The sequence below is a fragment of the Butyrivibrio sp. genome, from assembly GCF_017635265.1.
Classification (GTDB): domain Bacteria; phylum Bacillota; class Clostridia; order Lachnospirales; family Lachnospiraceae; genus Butyrivibrio.
This window is the reverse complement of the sequence record NZ_JAGBLU010000091.1, coordinates 89,406-110,105: the sequence shown is the minus strand read 5'-3', so window position 1 is coordinate 110,105 and position 20,700 is coordinate 89,406. Positions and strand designations below refer to the sequence as shown.

The window sequence follows — 20,700 nt, the reverse complement described above, 5'->3', positions numbered from 1 at the left end:
TTAATAATTTAGAATCTTGAAATCGTCTCCCTCAGTATTTTTATGAAGATACTCTTCACAGGCAAATATGTACCATCTCACAAGTTCATCCTCCGGAGTTTCTTTAAAGATATCCGAGAATTTATTTCGTGCCTGATAAAACTCCTTGTTATAAAAAAGCTGCAGTGCTGCATTAAATCTATCAAGGACAGCAAGTTTTTGTGATCTCTCTTTTTCACTGTGGGAGTCCAAAACTTCATAGATTCCTACCAAATTGCCACGACTATCCCGGCCTCCATATCCGATGAAGCGAACCTTTCCGTCGTAGTTCTCTTTCTGATAAATTCCCTCACTTATTACAAGTCCCAGATTCATGCGGTATGCTATGTCAAGTACTTTCCCCGCTAAATCTTTGTCGTCAAAGTAAACATATAGTGATGCTGATTCTTCGTTTCCCAAAACTCCAAATGTAAAACTGCTGTTATATAAAAGCATCGAAATATTGTTTTTACTGTCATTCTTTCGCAGCTTGCCATATATATTTACTAATGACCTTATGATACTGTCTTCTTTGTCAGAAAAAAGAAGCTGCATGTTTGAAAGATCGATGTCTTTTCCTATTATCATTGCCTCATGACTTCTGACGTATTCACCTACTGCATCTATAAAGCCACCCAAGTTCTTTAGTTTCTTTGCAGACTCAACACTAGTCTTCACACAGCCAAGAGTTCCGTTAAATTGCCTGCTGTCTCCATTTTTAACTTCTACAATAGAATTCTTTTCCATAAGAAGCTCAATGTTCTTGGGGGCAAATCTGTAATAAGCCTCAAAAATTCGGAGTTTTGAGTACTCCATTCCCTTTACCCTCTTTTGAACATCTTCCACAGCATCCCACATTTCCTTCACATCTCTGCCAAGCGTTATGGGTCTGTCCGAAAGGGAATTTCCTTCTGCAGTATCTGCCAGTGCCTTCTCCAAAGCAATGAAATCCCTCATGTGAAGATACCAAATCAGTACTACTATCGCACTTGCGACTCCAAATATTGCTATAAAAAGGAAGATTATATCAGCAGCTTCAGAAGCCGGATCTCCATTTTCTATTGTCACATCTATCACTCCAACCAAGGCGTAATCGGGAGACGGTATTGAGTCTGCAACTCCTATAGCTCTGTATCTAAAGCCCTCATTCTTAAAATCAACAGACGCAAAGCGACTTCCCTTGTTCATCTGCTTCTTTATATCCTCAAGCGCACTTCCGTAAATATCTGTGATTACTTCCTGATTTCTTCCACAGGTACTGGCACAAACCACTTCGTCCTTAAGTCTTACCACCAGTACATCCTTAAAGATATCGCTGTTACCTTCTCTGTTTACAAACTCAGCCAGTGTATCTTTGATTTCGCCATACCTTTCTGTGTCGTAATATGAATTGTCACTATAATCTGCCCTCTCATATATCCCGGCATCATCCATAATTCCCAACAAAGATGTGGCAGCAAATCTTGTCCTTTCAGTCTCCCGTGCATCCTTGTGTATCTTCGCCACCTCACCTGTAGCCATACCAATAACTATCAGAAGGACAACTTCCGCAATGACCAGATAGTAGACAGTTCTGTTCTTATCCCGTAACATTCGAGCAATCAGATAAAGTACTATTAACCATATAATAAGGAGTGTCACATACCAGCCGTTGTAGTACGCATACATCTTTATATTCGTAAATACACCTATCTTTAAGTTTGAGATGATACTTTCTAAAAACGGATCAATTGCAAATATTCCTTCCGGAATATCTTTATCCGTTCTTACATAAAGTTGTCCAAGAGAATACTGGGCATCTGCAAAAAATCTCTTTTCTCCGGCTCTCTTAGATCTTACTCCATCAATCTTTATGACTGCTGAAGGGTCATCATCTTCCTCCCTCAGGTTCTCATTGGAAATGTTGTAAACCTTGATTGTCTGTCTGTCCCTGGAGATAAATGTCATGTACATTCCGGTATCTTCAGCTGAAAAACCACTAATCACAAGATTGTTATCCACCACAAAATTAGGTGTCATGGCCAGATAGTTCAGATTCTTGTCATAACATACAATACAGTACGCCGGCACCATTTCAATTACAGATTTATCCCCGGACGTATTGGCATGAGTCATAGAAGTGGAAAGTACCGTATAGACAATTTCATCGTTAGAGGACATTGCCAGAATACGATGCTCATCTCCTATAGTTGTATTCACAACTTTTCTTACCCTGCCGTTTGAGTTGATAGCATAAATGCTCCCATCTTCTCCATCATTCTGCCCAAGATAAACAGTACTATCTATTACTGTATATTGCCTGTGATTTGTATACTCAATCGGAACTACCACATTTTCCATCACGTTGGCATAGATAAAAAGAGATACAGCAAAGCTGATGATATATAAAATTATTATCAGTCTTCTAAAACTAAGGTTTGTCATCACGCACCTTCCTACTGATTAAGACTCTCTGTTCCTATTTTCTTAAAAGTGTTAAACAGTAATCTCAGCCAAGAATTGCCCCCAAGAAACAGTCTGGAAATAATAAAACTCAGCGCTAATATTGCCAAAATCAAGCTTACCCAAAACAAAACTCCTAAAATAGCATCGGAATTTCTCTTAATCCATAACCTTATAACTTCCAGCACAGTCAGTTTCTTTTTGGTGACTGCAGCAATTGTTATATCTCTGTAGAGATCAGTGAATCTGGCATAACTATTATTAGCAGTCTTTTTCTGTAATAAGTAGTAACTGGTTGCCTTATTCCCGGACTTTGGTTCCAAAAGATGCAGTAGTATTTCGGCACAGGCCTGAGTACACTCCCTCTCAGAAATCTCCTTATTAAAGTCCTTGAGATCCATCTCATATCCCAAAAAAACATTATTGTCGCTGGAAAGCTGAAGCATATTATTCTTTAAAAGAAGATATAAAATTGGGTATGGAAGATCAGAAGTTATGCAGGCAAGAATCGTACTGATACAAATATCCTCACACTGTGAAAGTGACAGGAAATCTCCATCATAAAACTGATCTAACGGTCTTTCTTTGTGATACGGGAATACATATATATGCTTATCTCCATAAGAAAAACTATCTATAAGTATTTGTTCTCCCTTTCTGTCAGAAAGAGCGAACATTGACAGTACATCCCTGACTATGTCATGCTGGTGCACCACTATCACAGTGTATAAAATCTCACCCGGTGCCAAGAGATCCTTGCATATATAACAGTCATTGACTTCCCCCACAAACTTGGTGGAAACCACAAGAAGCCGCATTTTTCCGGATTCGTAGATCATTTAGTGTTCCCCTCAAAGGTCGATATTCGGCATCTGTACCAATGGTTCTTTTTTCTGCTCCTCTATACTTCCGGGATCCTGTTCAGAAACATCTTTCTTGACGATTGCATATGCATAAGTACATACCATCGGCATGTCTGAACAGTAAATACGTATCTCGTATACCCCTTCCCTTGCAGGAGCTGTATAAACACCGTCTGTAGTTATTTCACCGCTTCCCGGAGCAGTAAGCTCGTAAGAAATGCTGCAGTTATCCATATTGTTAAAGGTAACTCCAAAGTAGTAGTTTTCCCTTGGTCTCATAACTACTGTAGGTGTCTTGGCCGTTATGGATTTCCCATAATAATCCGTTGCTTCAAGGTCTTCTCCTGAAGGGAACTTGATAGCAACCCATCTGTATGTCAGAGCAAGGGATTCTACATCCTTAAGAAGTTTTGCAGCAACAACAAAACTTCCCTTGTCATTAAGAACTCTTACTGCTGTTTCAGCATCAACCAGCTGTTGTGACTGTCTTGAAAACAGCTCAGGATTTCCATATACGGTACTTTTTGCACTGGCGCCAAGAGTCTGATCCGGCGAAAGATATTCATATCCTATGGACACGTATACATTACCTGTTCCAAGACCATGGGTGATCTCCCCTGAATACCTTATGTCTCCTGTCCTTGCATTTTTCCCAAGAGGTATTTCCAATACTCCGGTGGCTACATTTTTAAGTTCAGTTTCCTGAACTTTATAAACGGCAGCAGGCGCTGTTTCTTTTTCAATTTCGGTGGGTTCCTTCTTTATTTCAACCTCTTTTACAAAGAACTCCAGATAATCATTCTTTAAAGCCTCCTGAGCCGGAAGATCCATATATGGATTTTTGCCAACTTCTCTTATGCTTTCAATCACATAAGCGCTGCCGGTTCGAAGCAAATCAATCTCTGCCAGCTTAATATAGGTCGAATTTATAGTCTGTCTCTCTTCCAGTGACAGCTTTCCATTTTCTCTTCTTATCAGTGATAACGGGGATTCATCAGACATTTTTACCTTGATGTCAAAACTATTCTGCGCCGGAATAGCCTTATCATCTTCAAAAACAGCACTTGACCCACTTCTTAAAATGACATTTGACTCACTGCCTGCCTGATCCACTACATACATCCAAAGACTCTTTGTATAGGTCCCTCCTTTAGGAAGCTCTACATCATCTATAGCTATATCAATCTGTTGTGTGCCTTCAGGAGATGAATAATTAGGTATATCCAGTATGCCCATATATGTCAACTTTACGTTAGCATCGGTAAGCTTATGGATTTCCACTCTGGCCATGACATTTTTGCCCTTGCAGACTATAGCCGGCATAACAAGATATCCTTCATAATTAGGACCCTTAAAAAGGTTTTCCCTATGAAGGAACTGCGACTTTTCCTCATCATCTTCTTCATATTCATCCTTGTCAGCAAGAAAAAGCTCATAGCCTTCTTCGATACGATTAAACTCGTATTCCTGATCAGATTCCTTATGGCTTACCGCATAAACAGAATGAATATCTTTCTCCACGTAACGCACGCAAAGGCATGCCTTATCGCTTTTTAGTTCTTCAAATCCTGTTATAGCAGACAGCTTTTTTACAAGGGAAGAGTCTATGATTATTTCTCTCCCATTTCCATCAATAGCAACGCCACTCTCAATGAGGATTGAAAGGTCGTCAAGATTAACTACGCTGCAACCACAGATTATTCCAGTGCCGTAGATAAGACTGTTCATGAATCTGAGCTTATTGATATGATAGTTTTGTTCTGCCTTGAAATCTGCTGTTGTAAGCATTTTACCGGGATAATAGCGATTCCGCTCGAATGGATATACTTGATTGCTGGCCATTTTGCCCCCCTGTTCTGAATAGAAAACGGACTATATATAATTAATTATAAAAAAAGTATTTGGTAGACGCTGTGACAACACGTCACAAATTATTAAATTTTTATAAACTTTATTTCGTACACACCTGATACATGCCATAATATTATCAGTAAGATTTTTTATATGAGTATACTGGGTTTTGTATCTTATAGGGATTCTTTATGGATAAAAAACTATGCATTACACTAAAAACAATACGCGAAAATAAGAATATTTCTCAGAATCAATTATCGGAACTATTAGGCGTTGACCGTTCCACAATTGCCCACTGGGAAAGCGGAGACAGAATTCCAAGTGCCAAAGCTCTCATTCGTCTTGCAGAAGCTTTGGAAGTTAATATTTCTGACCTTATCACTGAAAATAAAGATGATAATTCCGACATTAGCGTACTTATCGTAGATGATGAGCTAATAGCTCTTCAGGGAGCAAGAATGGTGGTGGCAGATGCTCTTCCGGGAGCTACCATATCAACCTTTAAGAAATGCTACGAAGCTCTTGAATATGTCAAAAATAATAAAATACATATAGCAATACTTGATATTGAGATAGGTAAGACAAGTGGTTTTGACTTGTCTTCAAAAATCCATGAACTGAGTCCTAGTACCAGTATAATTTTTCTTACTGCTTTTCCGAATTATGCCCTTGAGGCCTGGAAAACCCCTGCTACCGGTTTTTTAGTTAAACCAATAAAAAAAGAAGAATTTCAAAAGGCTCTTCGTAGTTTGCGTCCTACTTTATCGATTTCACAAGAAAAATAATATAGCAAAAGGCGGAATAGTATATGTTTACTTTGTTAGAGTGCATAAATTTTGCCATCACTGTTATAGGTCTTACAATTTCTTTATTGGGAATTATTATTATATGGAAAATTCCGTATCTGGACAGACGTCATACAAAGCTATTTATGGCCATATACACTGCCATTATCCTTTGTCTTTTTTTCAGTTTCTTTTTTCAGATTCTGTATATATTGCATGAGGCTAAAAACTACAGATTTCATCCCAGCTACCTGGTTCTTCCTTTTGTAGCCATTTTCACATTGGCATCCCTTTTTATGTTTCTGTTTGAAATAAAAATGGGATTATCAAATTATAATCTCCAAAAGAAAGAAATTGCAGAACGAACATTCCGCACAAAAGCCCTTCAGATGCGTCCTCATTTTATCTATAACACCCTGTCAAACATATATTATCTGTGTGAGCTCGACCCTAAGAAAGCCCAGCAGGTATTGGATAATTTCACCACATATCTCAAAAATAATTTTAGTTCTGTAGTTAAAACTGAGCTGATTCCTTTTGAGGAGGAATTACAGCATACAAAAGCGTACCTTGCCGTGATAAAGGCAAGATATGAGGATATGATCTTTGTTGATTATGATACCCCTTACACATCTTTTAAGCTACCTCCACTGACTTTGGAACCAATTGTTGAAAACGCCGTAAAGCATGGACTTGATCCGGAAGCAGATCCTTTATACATCATGATTCATACCAGAAAAGAAGGCACCACCAGTGTACTTGTTGTTGAGAACACAGGAATAGATTTTCCCTTTGATGACAGTCCTGAAAATATGAACTTCGACTTAGAATCTGACCCCCATATAGGAATATTCAATATAAAAAGCCGCCTTGATACTCTATGCGGCGGCTCTTTAAAAATCACAAAAAGAAGTAGCGGTGGAACAGTAGTTACAATCAAAATTCCCAAATGCTGATATGCAATTTATGCCAGCCCTACGTCTTCTGCGTAGGGTTCAAAATCTGCCTTGGTAAATACTTTACCCACCTTAACAAATTCATACTTGACTGCATTGAGATAATGTCTCATCCAGACCTTGCCGTTTGCACCAGGATCTGCTGCCGCAAGGAATGCTGCATTAAGTATACAATTCTTGATATTACCTCCAACAAATTCAAACTTTTCTGCAAGAAATCTAATATCCACATCATCGGCCAGAGGAGTGTCCTTGGGAATTGTGGTCTTCCAAAGCATCTCTCTGGTATCAACATCAGGGAACTGGAATTCTACGATATATTTCATACGTCTAAAGAATGCAGGATCAATGTTATGCTTGTAGTTAGTGGCAAGAACCGATACTCCGTCATAAGCTTCAACTTCCTGAAGAAGCATTGCCGTCTTATTGTTGTTGGATGCCTGATTGGAACCTCCGTCGTCGGAACGTTTTGCAAAAAGAGTATCACATTCGTCGAAAAACAGTACCACATTACACTTCTTGGCTTCTCTGAAAATCATGGAAATTGACTTTTCAGTTTCACCTACATATTTATCAATAACCTTGGAAAGGTCAACTCTATAGAGCTCAAGATTAAGCTCATGGGCTATAACCTGCGCACACATAGATTTACCGGTTCCGGGAGCTCCGAATAAAAGTATGGAAAGCCCGCGACCATAAGGATATTTCTTGGTATAATTCCAATTTTCATAGACCTGCTTTCTAAAGGTCATCTGTTCTATGGCATGAAGGATAGTCTCCTTTTGGGTAGCATTCATGACAATATCATCAAAGCCAAATTTAGCATCTACCTTAGTGGCTTTCTGAGTCAGTTCAGAACTCATTTGGGCATAGCACCCCTTAAAAAGAGTCTCTCTCGAAATCACTATTTCTTTATCCATGTTGGATAGTGCTTTTGCTTTAATCAGCGCATCGTGGATCTTGCCCGGCGTAAAAAGAAACTTAGTGGACATCTCCAAAAGATCAATATCTTCTGCCAGAGAATAGTCCTTGGCAAAATACTCCCAGCACTTTTGTCTGTCTGACGTATCAGGTGTCGGAAGTTCAAGGTCAGTAAACTGATTCTTTGTAACCTCTCTGAAATCAATGAAAAGTTTGCTCATGGCAAATACCAGAATATTTTTTTCTGTCAACTTTGAAAAAGCCAAATCCATGAAGCCAAAGAATTTCTCTTTTTCTTCTTCTCTATATGTCAGTTCCGTAAGACAACAGCAGGCTTTTGACAGGATACACTCCCTTGTCACAGACCAAAAGGCCTTTTCTACAAACTGATAATCATAGACAAATAGTTTTTTGCAATTTATCGCAATGGCCTTAAGTCCATTTTCTTTACAGAAATTCTTAACAAAAAACCGCCTTCCGCTACCGTCATCACCATAGTAATAGAAAATTCTTACGCCATCATTATAGGAAGTCTTCATAGCGTCATATCTTCCATCATTAGCCATAATTGGATCAAGTTCCTTATCATCCGTCAACATATAGATAAAGCGGCTGTAATTCTCATCCAGTAAAAGAGGATTTCGTCCAAACAGAAAGTCGATTATTCTTTTATCCGGAGATACAACTGTGGAAAATGGCATACTTCCGGTAACCTGTAGCGGCAAAACCGGAAGGAGCTGTTCCAAACATGCACTCATGTCGCCATAGGCTCTGGTAATGGAAAATCCGTCGCCGAAAAAGATCTTGGCTGCCGATTCAATGGTAGGCGCAGAAAGAGAACCACTTTCGTTGATTATATGGAAAACTCCCGCATAATCCGTCTGGGTTGAAGACAAAAGACCGCAGGCGAAACAAAATACAGTAAATGGTTCAAAAGAAAGCCTGTTGCATAGCTCATAGAAAGGAAGCTCTGTTCCATTCTCAATTGTCAGCCGTGCTCTTTCTTCTATTGTCTTTAACCTTTCAAGAACAGGAATATCTGAGTCCTTTTTTATTTCATTCCAGATTTCTTCGTTTTCTCCTTCATCTTCAGAATCCTCATTCTTAAAAAAATCTGAATTAGAAAACCCTCCAAGAAGATTTAAAAGCTCACTATCTTCACTGCTCTCTTCGATATCTTCATCTTCCTGCTCCAAAGCTTCTTTTGCTTTGGTTTTGGCCTTTTTCCTGCCATTCTTTGCAGGTTTTTCTACAGAATATTGCTTATAGGAGGCTTCCAGCCTGTTTTTACAGGTTTCACCTGCCAATTCAATATCCGGATAAAGAACGTTCTTGTAACCACCTTCACCGTTTGCAAAGGTGACCTTCATCTTGGTAATATAGGCATCAAGACAACAGTTTACACAGTCGAAGATATACTGCATATACTCACTGTAATCCCTGAACGGTTTGTTATTGGTACCCTTCTCAAAATTTCCCATAAAGTATAACCCTCGCTATCTTGTTTTGAACAAGGCATCCCTTTCAAAAACGCTTTCAGCTGTGTTGATTCCTTTTTGCATTTTAGTATCGAATACTCCGCCTTTTTGACTATTAATGAACTGCATTGTCTTCCTCTCATCATAGACAAAAGTCTCTTCGTTATCTTCATCAAAATACGAAGTATTCCTTTTCTTTTCTTCTTTTCTTATACGCTCACTGTATTCGTTGCTCATATTATCACTCCATAGTTACAGAGCCTTCTTTACATCCTCAACAGTCATCTCACCTGCCATTACTTTAAGAAGAATATCCATATGTACATCTGTTATTGCCACAGCATTTCCTATAACAATATTGACTTCTTTGTATAGCTCTTCCGGATCTATATCTATTGGAAGAGGTGCGGTCATACGAAACGCCATAAATCGCTTCTGACTGTCAATACTGTAAGCTCCACAAGGCAGAGCAAAATTGATGTAGCTCATTGCCTCAAAGAGCTCACTTAAGTGATCTTCTTTAATGTCATCAGCGATAGTAATAACTGCTGAAAAATGCTGCGCCCGAGCTTCACCATCAGGGAGAGGCAGAAAATAAAATTCACCAAACGCATCATCATGCTCCATTCCAAGACCATCAAAAACAATACTTAATATAGGTGGATCATTTTCGTTTTCCGGTTCTCTTATAAGAGCCGCTGTATAATTTTCCTGCATTTCACCCTGAATTCTGGTAAGTAGTTCATGTCTTTCCTTCATAATTTTCTTTTTATTCATATTCCTCTCATCCTTCCCTATATTATTATCATCTTCCTGACATCTTTCTCTTTAACAATTCCCTGTCAGGCTGATCTTTTTCTTTGTCAACAGTCATTCCAAAGCTCTTTACAATCTGAACATATGCTTCTCTTTCTTTCGGGTATTTAAATTCATTCGGATCATCGCTAAAGAGCCTTTCCCTTAGAAAATCAGCATAGTTACCTGCAATATGGTCGGCAGCTGCAGGCAAATCGGCATAGCCTGCCGCGGCGCAGAGCTGAAGCCTTAAATTATCCTTGAATGTATCTTCATCGTATATCTTCCTTTTTTTGGTTTCCATCTTTTTCTTTATCTGCGTCATAAGAGAGTCAAGATCAAAATATGAGTCAAAAAGCGATTTTCTGGCATCAGTAGTCATCTTTGCATTTGCTACAGCATTTGCAATTACAAGACCAATTCCGATGATACTCGTCACAACCCCTGCCCCGGGTACCATTACCGCAATAAGCGAACAACCTGATGCTGCAAGTGAAATCGTGGCGCTGGTTGCATTTCTTTCTGCAAGTCTGGTTCCAAGCTCAATCATGCTCTTTTCATATCTTACCTGCTTACGCCTTTTTAGTTCCGCATCCCTCTTATCTTTGGGAAGCTTTGCAATTTCTTCATCAGTAAGTAGCCTTTCCTTATGTTTATCATTAAGGAATTCTTCAGCATTTGCTGAATTATTCAGATCAAGGCAACTGCTAAAAGCTTTATAGGTGTTTACCGCCATTGCAGCTCCGCTGGCAACAGCTCCTGCAATTGTCAGTCCATTAGATGCTACAAACTCAAGGTTCCCTGCAGTCTCACCAACAAAATCCGCATAATACTTAAACTTTTCCACTGCTCCCCAGGTACTTACCGCAGCATCAAGCCCACTCTTTAATATTTCTACAACAGTGGCACTGACATCTCCCCAATGCATCTTGGAATGGTTATTCCAAAGATTATTAGCAGCAGTAAAGGCTGATAATACAGCTGCAACTGTAGCAAGAGATGAACCTCCTATAGCTGATCCCCATTTTTTGGTATCAACCAGTGGACTATCCTTTAATCTCCAGCTTATAATCTGTTCTTTCGCAAAATATGTAAGTACCTTGTCCACCGTACCTACAGTACCATTTACGATGGAGTCAACGTTATTGCCTGCCGAAGCTCCACCTTTCACAAGAGTCCCGGCATTTTCAGCGATGTCTGCTTCTCTGTTATATGGTGAGGTATCTAGCTTTTTATTCTCATTAGCAATTTTGTATCCCCTAATAGCCTCATCAACTTTTTCATCTGCCTGAATCAGTTTATCTATATCTGTTTTTACAAGCTCCTGAAGTTCTTCAGCATCTTGCTTAAGCTTCTTTTTGTCTGCACCTTTTCCTGCATTCTGATAAGCAAGCTGGGCTTCACGAAGCTTGTTTAGATTTCGCATGGTTTCTTTAAATTGATCCTTCCTGACCTCATAAGCCTCATTCATAGGGCGCTGATCTTCAGGAATCTGCTTAAGCCTTTCTGCCTTCTGCTCTGCAGATAGCTTTTTATCCTCCTCTTCCTCTCTGGCAATCTGACCACATTCTCTTACAACATTTTTGAATTTCTTATTGCCGTCCAAAGCATCGGAAATCTTTTGCATATAAATATAGCCACCGGTCACACGTGAAGTAATCTTAAGCCCCGTTGCAAGAAGCTGTTTTTTAAACGCGGCAAGATTGGGCGTATAACCTCCCTGGGAATTATAAACGCTTTTTAATGAAGGATTTCTTCTCTCTCTTTTCTCAATAAGGTAATAGATAAAAAGTCTTTCTCTCTTGGTTTTCCTTAAAAGTTCAGATATTATTTCAACATGGTTATTCCTAAGAAATTTTAAAAACCTGATATTTCCTAAAATACCACCATTTCGGCAGTTACGGACAAGGTAACGGTCGATTTCTTCTACTGCTTCTATCTGATCCTTTCTAAGTCCCTTATCTACCTCTTCTTCAGAAAGATTAATTTCATCATCCTGCTCATCCATCTTCTTGGCATGCTCTCTTATCATAGAGGAAGAAAAATTCCCGTTATCAATATTTAGCCTTTTTTCACGCTTTTCCAGTTCCTTCAAAAGCCTGCATTTTCTGACGTAATTGTCATATTGTTTTACACAGTAAGGCCATTTATCTTCCTTGTGAGTACTCTTGTATAATAAGATATCTTTCTCGTAAGGCATGAAAAGAGCCAGTTTGTCATAAATTCTCTTTCTCTCGTTTCCTTCCTTTGTTCCAAGATGCTCAGCCCACCCTCTGAAAGCCTTGTCCAAATTTTTTATACTATTTTCGGAAGCTTTAATCTCTTTTTGGGTTGGAGCGTCCGCAACTTTTTCAGAACCGGGTTTCTGTTCCCAAATTTTATCCAAAGATTTAAAGAAAGTATCCGTAACCCCTATAATCTCTTTAGCAATTTCCTTTGGGACCTTGGACTCTTCGTCATTTGTCCACCGAAAACCTCTATGAGTATCATAATATGCATTTGCACACTCTGATAAGCGGAAAACAATATCATAAAGACGTTCATCATAGCCCTTTGTATCTGTTGAAGTTTCATTCAGAAAGTCAAGAAGCACCTCCAAAGCATCCCGTAGCTGCAAAAAGGATGATGAATGCTTTTTAATAATTGCATTCAATGCATCAAGGGCATTCTTACCCTTTCTGTATTCCTTCTGTCCTTTTGCCGGTTCCATCAAAATGCTCTTAAGCTTATCAAAAGCCTCTTCCTTAAGTAACGTCTTAACATTTGTATTCACAACTTCAAAACCATTTACTTCAGTCAGCTCATTCTCTTTTTCCGGCTTCACATCAGAAATCTGTTTATGTTCATCATCTTTTATGCTAAACACATTGTTGATCGTCTTCCCGTTTTCAAATCCTTCCATAGACAGCACCTCATTTTTCTATAAAAACCAACCGCTGTTTTCAAAACTTTAAGCTGCTTTCATCTTGTCGAAAATATCCTTGACTGTAGAAACATCGGTTTTACCAATCTTGTCTTTAAGTCCCAAAACTATCATAACAGTAGTAGCCATAACCTTGGTCTCTTTAACAGGATTATAGTTACTTGCACAAAACGCAATTGATGTAGCCATCTTCATTCCTGTGTCGCGTATCAGCTCGTCTCTGTTCTCATAGCCGCTTCCGATGCATACAATGTCAAGGACATCTCGTCCCATAAGCTCACCTTCCATCACCTGCTCAGACCCTGAAAGTTTCTCGTAGCCGGACTTTATTTCCCGTACAAGATTCTGTCCTCTCTCTGTATCCGTATAATAGGTTCGCATCATTTTCCAATCCTTCACGCAGCGAATACAGTACATTGCAAACTCTATTCCGGCATTAACAGCAGCTGTAACCAGCTTAGATGCTGATCCTGCATCGATTTTGCCGAATATTTCCTCTCCCAGAGCCATGCTCATCTTAATGACATCATCAGCAATGGCCATATTTTGGATAGTATCAGAAGTTTCAGCTGAAAGCTTCTGCATGTCCTTGTGTTCTGAAACAGCATTGTTACGAACCTTTTTCTGCCTGTCATTTTCAAATGCATCAGCCTTTTTAAGAGTATCTTCATCACTCTTCCTGACTTCTTCACTGACAGACCTGTCTTGTGCATCTTTCAAAAGCTTCTTATTCTGAATACTAAGATAAATATCTCTGAAGCCATCAATATATACCTTATACTTCGATATTTTATTTGTAACCCAGGAAACCTTTGACATAAGACTATCTGCAAAGTTTGTTATTATCTGAGTTTTTTCGTTTATGACCTGCAGCGCTTCCTTGCCGATTGCACCTTCTATAATGGCAGTGGTGGTTTCTTTGGCCTTATCCTGAACCATATCTACAAGCTCCTGCGGCTTTTCCTTTAGCTTTGTAAGAAACTCTTTTGCATCCTTACTCTTTTCCATTGCCTCCTTTACTGCACCCATAATCTCTTTTACAAAAGGTTTATCAGAAAGATCATCTACTATAATTCCTTTTACTTCATCAATCTTTGAAAAAACATAGGCTGTGGCTTCAGTATATTGGTTCTCTATAAGTTCTTTCACAGAGGAAGCGATTTTCATGTCCAGAAGTTCTTTGACCGTTTCACCACCCATTTTGTTATAAACCTGTTTTTTGAGTTTTTCAGGGTAGTTTTTAATCTCATTGTACTTATCCGTGATAGCGTTGATCTCATCTCTGATATCGCCGTACTGCCTCTCAACTTTATAGTCACCTATAAGCTCATCCAGCCTTTTCTCCTTGCCTGCTGATGGCTTTTCGTCAATCTTTTTCTTTATGAGGGCGCCGATCTTGTCAAGCTTTACCCCACTGGTAAATGCTTCAAGCACAAGGTCGTTTATTTCGTTGGTAAAAGAAGGCTCTGCGGTATAAAGCTTGCCCACAAGCATTTCCTTTCCTTTATCAATTGCCATCTTTTTAAAATCATATGTCCTCGGATCTTTTGTTAAAAACTCCGGAAGATCCTTTATTCTCTTTTCTCTTCCACTCTTTTCCGGCTTTAAAACTTCATCCAGTTCATCCATCTTTTCTGCAAAAGACGGTGCAACAATGCCTGCGACAGTCCGTAGATCATTCTTTAGCTGATGAAGATTCATTCCGAATGCTATATCGAACTCTCCAAGAACATCCTCTGTAAGTAAATCCTTGCTCTTTCTGACGCCAAATCTAAGGAACTGATTGCCGGTGTTGTGTATATTCTGCCTGAGGATGCTGTAATCCATTGAAAGGTGTCCATATCTGCTGATATCTCCGGCAGCACGATACAATTCGTCATTTCCCTCTCTCATATCAAGCTCATAGCTTGCTCTTGTTACAAACTGGAGAGCACGAATAAACAGTTTCCAGTCAACTGCAGTATCTCTCTGGAAGATATAGTATTTTTCCTTGGAAAGTACATCACCTATATGTTTCGCATCCTTGAAATTGGCCGTATCATCAACCTGAGTTGACAAAAGAGATTTGAAGGCATCAGCATAGGCAGTATCAGACAATGTGACGCCCGTATTGCCTCCAATTGACTGATCAATGTACTCGTCAATAAGTCTGAATCTTCCTGTCTCGTTGGCAAAATTTCTCTCCTTTCCGGAGCTGAATATATTTTTGTAGAGGTTCTTCTTGGAAATATCCAAAAAATCTCTTCTGCCAAGGACCTTGATAAATAGCTTTTTCTGCTGATCAGACAGTCTCTCATATCCTGAAAGAGCTATCTTTGCATCAATATTATCCTTGGTAACTCTGTCTTTTTCTGCTTCCTTTCTAAGAAACTGTTCAAGATCATCTCTTTTTATACTTGATGCTTCCTTATTTTTTACATTTTCCTGATATGCAGCAATAGCCTTTTTATTTCCGCTCGCTTCAATGTAATTAGGTGCATTTCTGATGGCATATCTTGTCAGCCTATCCTTCTCAAGCTCATCCAGAAAATTAAATGCCTTATCAAGAAGTTCCCAATCCACAATGCTCTTTCTGTTATAGCTGTTTGAGTCAAAATCATCCTTTGTAAGTCTTGTATCCTTAAGGGATCGCTTATCATTGATACCAAAACTCAAGGCTGAAATAAGCGCCTGCATACATGCGCCGGACTTTAAGAACTTCTCAAGTGCCTTGCCCTGGTCATCTTCTGAGAAAAACAGCTTAAACTCTTCCCTCTTATCCTCATCAATATGCTTTTTTCTGTCTGCAGCACTAACATCAAGAATAGTCCTGTTCTGTAGGACAGCTATGAGCTTTCGCATATCAGCATCATTAATTTTTTGTAGTCTTTTTATGACCTTCTGTCGTTTTTCAATTTCTGATCGTATGCCGCCAGTTGGCAGCTTTGATAAAACAATTTTTCCAACAACATTAAATGGACTTGCTGATGTAGCAGTATCTGCTGCTTTGAAAAAGTTTTCGTAATGCTTAAGATTTTTTTCATCAAGCTGAGCAAATTCCAAAAGCTTTTCCTTAACATTTTCTACTCCAACCTGACTCTTTCTTAGCTTATCCACCTCATCAATCTGTCTGGTTTTCCCCAGAAGCGCCGCTTCATAGATTGATGATATTCCGTCTCCCATACGGACCAGATCATCCCTTGTAATCTTTTCGTCTTTCCCAGACATTTTGCCTGTGATAGCCTTGGCAAACTCGTATGCCTTTTCAAAAGCAGAGCTTGAGAAAGCCATCCTCACATCGCCGTAATCATCGCCAATATTAATCAGCTTATAATACGCCTGTGTATAATCAATCTTAAAGTCATAATCCTGACCTGCCATATATTTGGCAAGCTCATTTAGTTTTGGTTTTACTTCTTTTTCACGAAGCTCACTGTTTGCAAGAACCATTGCCGATCCGGAATCAAAGCCGATAGCTCCTTTCTCCATAAGCATAAGGCCAAGGGAAAAGAGCTCTTTTTCATTTTCAGAGAGCTTATTGTACTTTTTAAGGCATCCGTGGCTGCCTTTCTCTTTTATCAGCTTTTCTATGCTGTCTCTTCCAATGAGCTCGGCGAAATTTCTGTTCTTTTTATTATATTCTTTGCTGCTGACAGAGTCATTTACTGCTTCCCTGCCAATGAACCTTAAGGCAACATCATCCTTTGCAACCTTTTCAAGATCTTCCTTCCATGAATCAGCATCAAACTCAGACTTTGAAGAATCTGAAAGTTCTTCAAAAATCCGGTCGTGGTAAAATCTGCGAAGATTTAAAAGATACTCCATTTGGACTATCCTTTTTTGTTTTTTATAGCTATCGTTTTGAGAAAGTGTTTCATCTGCAGATTTCATAAAAGCATTTACATAGGTAAGATATTTAATAGCTTCTTTTGATTTGTCTGCAAATGAATTCTTCTTACCAATTCCGGTTGTCAGAATAGCTCTCAAATCCCTTGAAATTCCAATTCTCTCCTGGTCAAGCGGTGCAAAGTCAAGTTTTAACTCCTCTAATTTTTTCAGTTCCTTATAGTTCTCCCTGAAATCCTTGTACCACTGGCCTTTTACAGTATTTCTATCAGTCAGAAACTGTCCTTCTTCTTCCGGATTTGCAAAATTGTTTATATTGCGATATGCATTTATTACCAGAAGCTTATGCTCGTCAGAGCTTATCTTCTCTTCATTTTCATCCCCATTTGCCAAAATATCCGAAACATGATAAAGCCACTCGGCATGCACATCAATTTCATTATCAGCTATCGAATTAACATTCTTTTCCACAAGCAGATCCACAAGAAATTTATCGAATTTATATATAGGAGAAAGCTTTTTATCTACATAATCCCTTGCTTTCTGCCAGTTACTGTGGGAAAGAGAGGTTGCTGTTTCACCCTCCACTGTCACAAGCGACTTATTCATATAAATATAATTAAGATCTTTGCGCAGCTCATAAACTCCAAGAAGCTTATCTCTGTCATCCTTTATCGTCTTATCTGCTGCCTTCTTTTGGGCTATTTCATTGCCTCTTTGGATTTCTGCATCTGTCAGAGACTTCTCTTTTGGCTTACTGTTCTTGTAGGATTTTTCATAGTTTTCTAAAAGCTCGGGAAGAAGCCTTGTAAGATCATTTTTGTCAGTCATCATCATTTTCGTTTTAATAGATCTTATAAATGCTGATGCGTTGAGAAGGCTTTCATTGCCGGCAGAACCTTTTTCCTGTCCGTATCCAAAGAACAGGCTTTCTTTTTTTGTTCCAAGGTCTTTTAGAGCCTTTTCAACAATGTCCCTGTTATCATCATATCTTTGATATGCTTTTTCGATCTCGTCCTGCAGTGCTACCTTTGAAGTCAGTATTCCCAGTTTATCCTTATCCTCATAGCACGCCTTAACCACTTCATCTGCACATTTGTACACAATATCGATCTTTCCGGCATCTTCAGCTTCACTTAAGGCTAGCGCTTTGACTGCATTATTTACAGCTTCAGATACTTTTTTATCAGTATTCTTTTCATTTAATTCATTTTCGTCAAAATATGCTTTCTGCTCCTTCCTCAAATCGTATTTGAAAATAACAATATTTCCGGAAAGCTTACCTGTAAAAATGTCTTTAAACTTTTTATCTATATATATCTGCTTAAAGGCCCTATGGATATTTAATGAGTTAATAGCATCAATTGCTGCTCCCATTCTTTTCTCCACAACATTATCAAGATATTTATCCAGTGCCTTTGCATCGCCCCTCATCATTACAGAATATACTTCATTTTCAGAGGAAAGCTGTTCCGCCATCAGAGCATACCTTCCCGCTTTACATTTTCTAAGATGCTCAAGCTGCTTTAAAAATGTAAAGTATCTCTCTTTTGACAATGATGCATCATTAGAGCCGCCTGCCTTAAGCGCCTCATGCATCTTTCCCTTTTCTTCTTCAACTCGTTTGTCATACTCATGTCTGTCAGCGATGCTCTGAAGCATATCATTCAGATCACCTATGGTCAGATTTTCAGAGCTCATAGCCATTTTCATGAGCATTTCATTTATAATTTCAGGATTATCTTTTTCTTCCTCACGAAGAGCCTTAATGAAGTCTTTGTTTGCTACCAGATTTTTCTTTAGCATCGCAGCAATAGACTTAATACTTCCGGTTGGAAGAAATTCAAGGTCTCCCTCATTCTTTCCGCCACTACATATATTGGAAATTATGTTTTCCTTAAAAAACTGAATCTCTTCCTTACTTAGGATTGAGGTAATCTCCTTGCTTCCAAGAAAAAGATCCCCCATGATCCTTGCCGAAAATCCGATATCCTGACGAACTCTACTCTTTTCCCTACTCTTATTAAAAGCAGCAAAAGTAATGTTTGGCTTTCTGAGATCAATATGGGCATTATTTTCATCAAGGAGCTTTTGAAGCTTTTTTCTGAACTCCTTTTTCTCCATTTTACCCATGTTGTTTTTTAGTTCTTCAATCTTTTGCCATGTCTCTTCCTTTAATTTGAGCTTCTTGTTATAGCAAAGATTCTCTGCCATTTTTATCCCATTAAGGTTCTCTACATATTGATCGGCTCTTTTCCTTAAAGCGGATGTTTTTTGATTTAAAAGTCCTGTGACAGTTTCATCCTTTGATATGTATTTAGCAAAAGCATCCTTGTCACTTGGCGGAACCTGACATACATCCATAAGATGCTTTATCATACTCTCTGCTTTATATTCAGCAGGAGCAAGAGTCTTCAATATCTTTATGGCATCATTTACTTTCTGGGCGATAGCGACTTCGCCGCCGTTTAAATATACTGTTCCCAGGTACTGTCGTACCTTTTCCTTTATAGAATCTTTTGTAAGCGCAGAGTATCCCTGATCCTCTATAATCTGATCAATCAGCGCATTGTTATCTTCACAGCGTGATTTATATATATCAAGTCTTATTCTAAATGCTTCATCCTCAGCCTCGGTCAGAAGATAGTTGATATCATTATCCTCCCAGAATTTAGAGTTATTGATATCAATAGAAAGTTCTTGAACAAATGTATTTTTTCTTTTCCGGACACGTTCAATAAGCTGTTTGTTATCATTTCCGTACTCGTCCAGAAGTGCATTTATATGCTCCCTGAAAGTACTTACTTCCTCAAACAGCATCCTCATATTCTTTTCATCTGAATCAATCTTATTTAATATATGGTCGTTAAGCTTCTTTTTTAGACCGGATAGTCCCAGTGTCAACTGCGGGTTTTCATCGCAGAGAATTGACAGCATCGCTTTATTGGCCATAAGGCGCCTGTTATTATCTGCGATGATTCTTGTAAGTGTCTGTTTATCACTGTCAAATAGCTTTTTTTCAGTAAGTATTTTTATAAGAACATCCTTATATTGGGCGCCGTTTTCAAGCCAGTCTTCTATGAGCTTGCCTTTTTCTTTTTCTGTCAGATTTTTTTCATTTATTATATCTTCGACTCTTGAGTATTTAACTTTATCCTCACCTATCTGCTCAAGCCTGTTTCTCTTATCTTCAGAATAGGTCTCAAGTCCCTTCATGATGTCAACAATGCGGCAACTGATTTTGTAACGCTCTTTCCCGTAACTTGTTCCAAATATCCATTTCTTATGAGTCGTCTGATACTTTTGAGCTGTTACTTGTGCATACCTGAAAACATCCTTGTAGTCCATTACAACCTGTCCGCTCTTCTTGGAATTTTCAAGATTTTTACTGTAATTGACCAGCGCTTTAAAGGAAGCCTCCATCGCCAAAAAATCATGATGCTTGGTATTAGTGTCTCTCTCCATGGCTTCAAGAATCTGAAGCATGGTCATGTTATCAATATTATTGCCCTTGGCTTTCCCGTAGATCAATCCATTTTCTTTCTGCTTTGCTTCAAGACTTTTATCATATTCAAGAACAACCGCCCCCATGAATTGACCCATGGTTCTTTTTTCCTCAGAAAAAGCAGGCTCCTTCTCTTTTTGGTGAGCCGTATTGGATTTTTCAAGTTCTTCATTTATCACAGGCGGAATTCCGGCATTTTTCTGAACTTTACTCTCCGGAACCATTATTTCATTTACTTTGGTGTCCTGAAGACTTTTATTTTTTTGCAGTTGTTCGTTATTGCCGCACATATATCTACCTCCTGCTGATGGTTTCAATCATTAACAGCTTTTTCC

Annotated in this window: 10 protein-coding genes; 2 read left to right on the top strand and 8 right to left on the bottom strand. The window is 38.7% G+C overall.

The features are described 5' to 3' along the window. The 3 genes from J6O61_RS10635 to J6O61_RS10625 are packed head-to-tail and all read right to left on the bottom strand — an operon-like array spanning position 1 to position 5,165. Positions 1-2,442 (bottom strand): hypothetical protein, encoded by a 2,442-nt coding sequence (locus J6O61_RS10635; protein ID WP_292212850.1) that lies wholly within the window; start codon positions 2,440-2,442, stop codon positions 1-3. A gap of 11 nt (positions 2,443-2,453) precedes the next feature. Next, positions 2,454-3,299 carry a hypothetical protein gene (locus tag J6O61_RS10630; protein ID WP_292212847.1) on the bottom strand — a complete coding sequence of 282 codons (846 nt, stop codon included), beginning with the start codon at positions 3,297-3,299 and terminating at the stop codon, positions 2,454-2,456. A gap of 12 nt (positions 3,300-3,311) precedes the next feature. Beyond that, a complete protein-coding gene (locus J6O61_RS10625) occupies positions 3,312-5,165 on the bottom strand; it encodes a hypothetical protein (RefSeq protein WP_292212844.1) in 1,854 nt (617 codons plus the stop codon). Positions 5,166-5,365: 200 nt separating this feature from the next. Here J6O61_RS10625 and J6O61_RS10620 point away from each other — a divergent pair, with 200 nt between their 5' ends. After that, complete coding sequence (locus J6O61_RS10620; protein WP_292212841.1) at positions 5,366-5,962, top strand: response regulator; 597 nt, start codon at positions 5,366-5,368, stop codon at positions 5,960-5,962. A 23-nt stretch (positions 5,963-5,985) separates the two neighbouring features. Continuing rightward, entirely contained in the window at positions 5,986-6,918 is a 933-nt protein-coding gene (locus J6O61_RS10615) for a sensor histidine kinase (protein ID WP_292212839.1), read from the top strand. Positions 6,919-6,926: 8 nt separating this feature from the next. Here the strand turns inward: J6O61_RS10615 and J6O61_RS10610 are convergent, their stop codons facing one another. The 5 genes from J6O61_RS10610 to J6O61_RS10590 are packed head-to-tail and all read right to left on the bottom strand — an operon-like array spanning position 6,927 to position 20,655. Next, the gene (locus J6O61_RS10610; protein ID WP_292212836.1) at positions 6,927-9,320 is read right to left on the bottom strand and encodes an ATP-binding protein; all 2,394 of its coding nucleotides are present in this window, start codon (positions 9,318-9,320) and stop codon (positions 6,927-6,929) included. A gap of 15 nt (positions 9,321-9,335) precedes the next feature. After that, a complete protein-coding gene (locus tag J6O61_RS10605; RefSeq protein WP_292212835.1) occupies positions 9,336-9,554 on the bottom strand; it encodes a hypothetical protein in 219 nt (72 codons plus the stop codon). A gap of 15 nt (positions 9,555-9,569) precedes the next feature. Then, complete coding sequence (locus J6O61_RS10600; protein ID WP_292212832.1) at positions 9,570-10,094, bottom strand: hypothetical protein; 525 nt, start codon at positions 10,092-10,094, stop codon at positions 9,570-9,572. A 28-nt stretch (positions 10,095-10,122) separates the two neighbouring features. Further along, positions 10,123-13,014: a hypothetical protein gene (locus J6O61_RS10595; RefSeq protein ID WP_292212829.1), complete on the bottom strand. Its 2,892-nt coding sequence runs from the start codon at positions 13,012-13,014 to the stop codon at positions 10,123-10,125. 48 nt (positions 13,015-13,062) lie between these two features. Beyond that, on the bottom strand, positions 13,063-20,655 hold the full coding sequence (locus tag J6O61_RS10590) for a hypothetical protein (protein ID WP_292212827.1): 7,593 nt from the start codon (positions 20,653-20,655) through the stop codon (positions 13,063-13,065). Between the last annotated feature and the right edge of the window lie 45 nt (positions 20,656-20,700).

Excerpts from the sequence above, each read along its gene's own strand:
- J6O61_RS10635 (WP_292212850.1), bottom strand. The coding sequence starts at position 2,442 with ATGACAAACCTTAGTTTTAGAAGACTGATAATAATTTTATATATCATC.
- J6O61_RS10630 (WP_292212847.1), bottom strand. The coding sequence starts at position 3,299 with ATGATCTACGAATCCGGAAAAATGCGGCTTCTTGTGGTTTCCACCAAG.
- J6O61_RS10625 (WP_292212844.1), bottom strand. The coding sequence starts at position 5,165 with ATGGCCAGCAATCAAGTATATCCATTCGAGCGGAATCGCTATTATCCC.
- J6O61_RS10620 (WP_292212841.1), top strand. The coding sequence starts at position 5,366 with ATGGATAAAAAACTATGCATTACACTAAAAACAATACGCGAAAATAAG.
- J6O61_RS10615 (WP_292212839.1), top strand. The coding sequence starts at position 5,986 with ATGTTTACTTTGTTAGAGTGCATAAATTTTGCCATCACTGTTATAGGT.
- J6O61_RS10610 (WP_292212836.1), bottom strand. The coding sequence starts at position 9,320 with ATGGGAAATTTTGAGAAGGGTACCAATAACAAACCGTTCAGGGATTAC.
- J6O61_RS10605 (WP_292212835.1), bottom strand. The coding sequence starts at position 9,554 with ATGAGCAACGAATACAGTGAGCGTATAAGAAAAGAAGAAAAGAAAAGG.
- J6O61_RS10600 (WP_292212832.1), bottom strand. The coding sequence starts at position 10,094 with ATGAATAAAAAGAAAATTATGAAGGAAAGACATGAACTACTTACCAGA.
- J6O61_RS10595 (WP_292212829.1), bottom strand. The coding sequence starts at position 13,014 with ATGGAAGGATTTGAAAACGGGAAGACGATCAACAATGTGTTTAGCATA.
- J6O61_RS10590 (WP_292212827.1), bottom strand. The coding sequence starts at position 20,655 with ATGTGCGGCAATAACGAACAACTGCAAAAAAATAAAAGTCTTCAGGAC.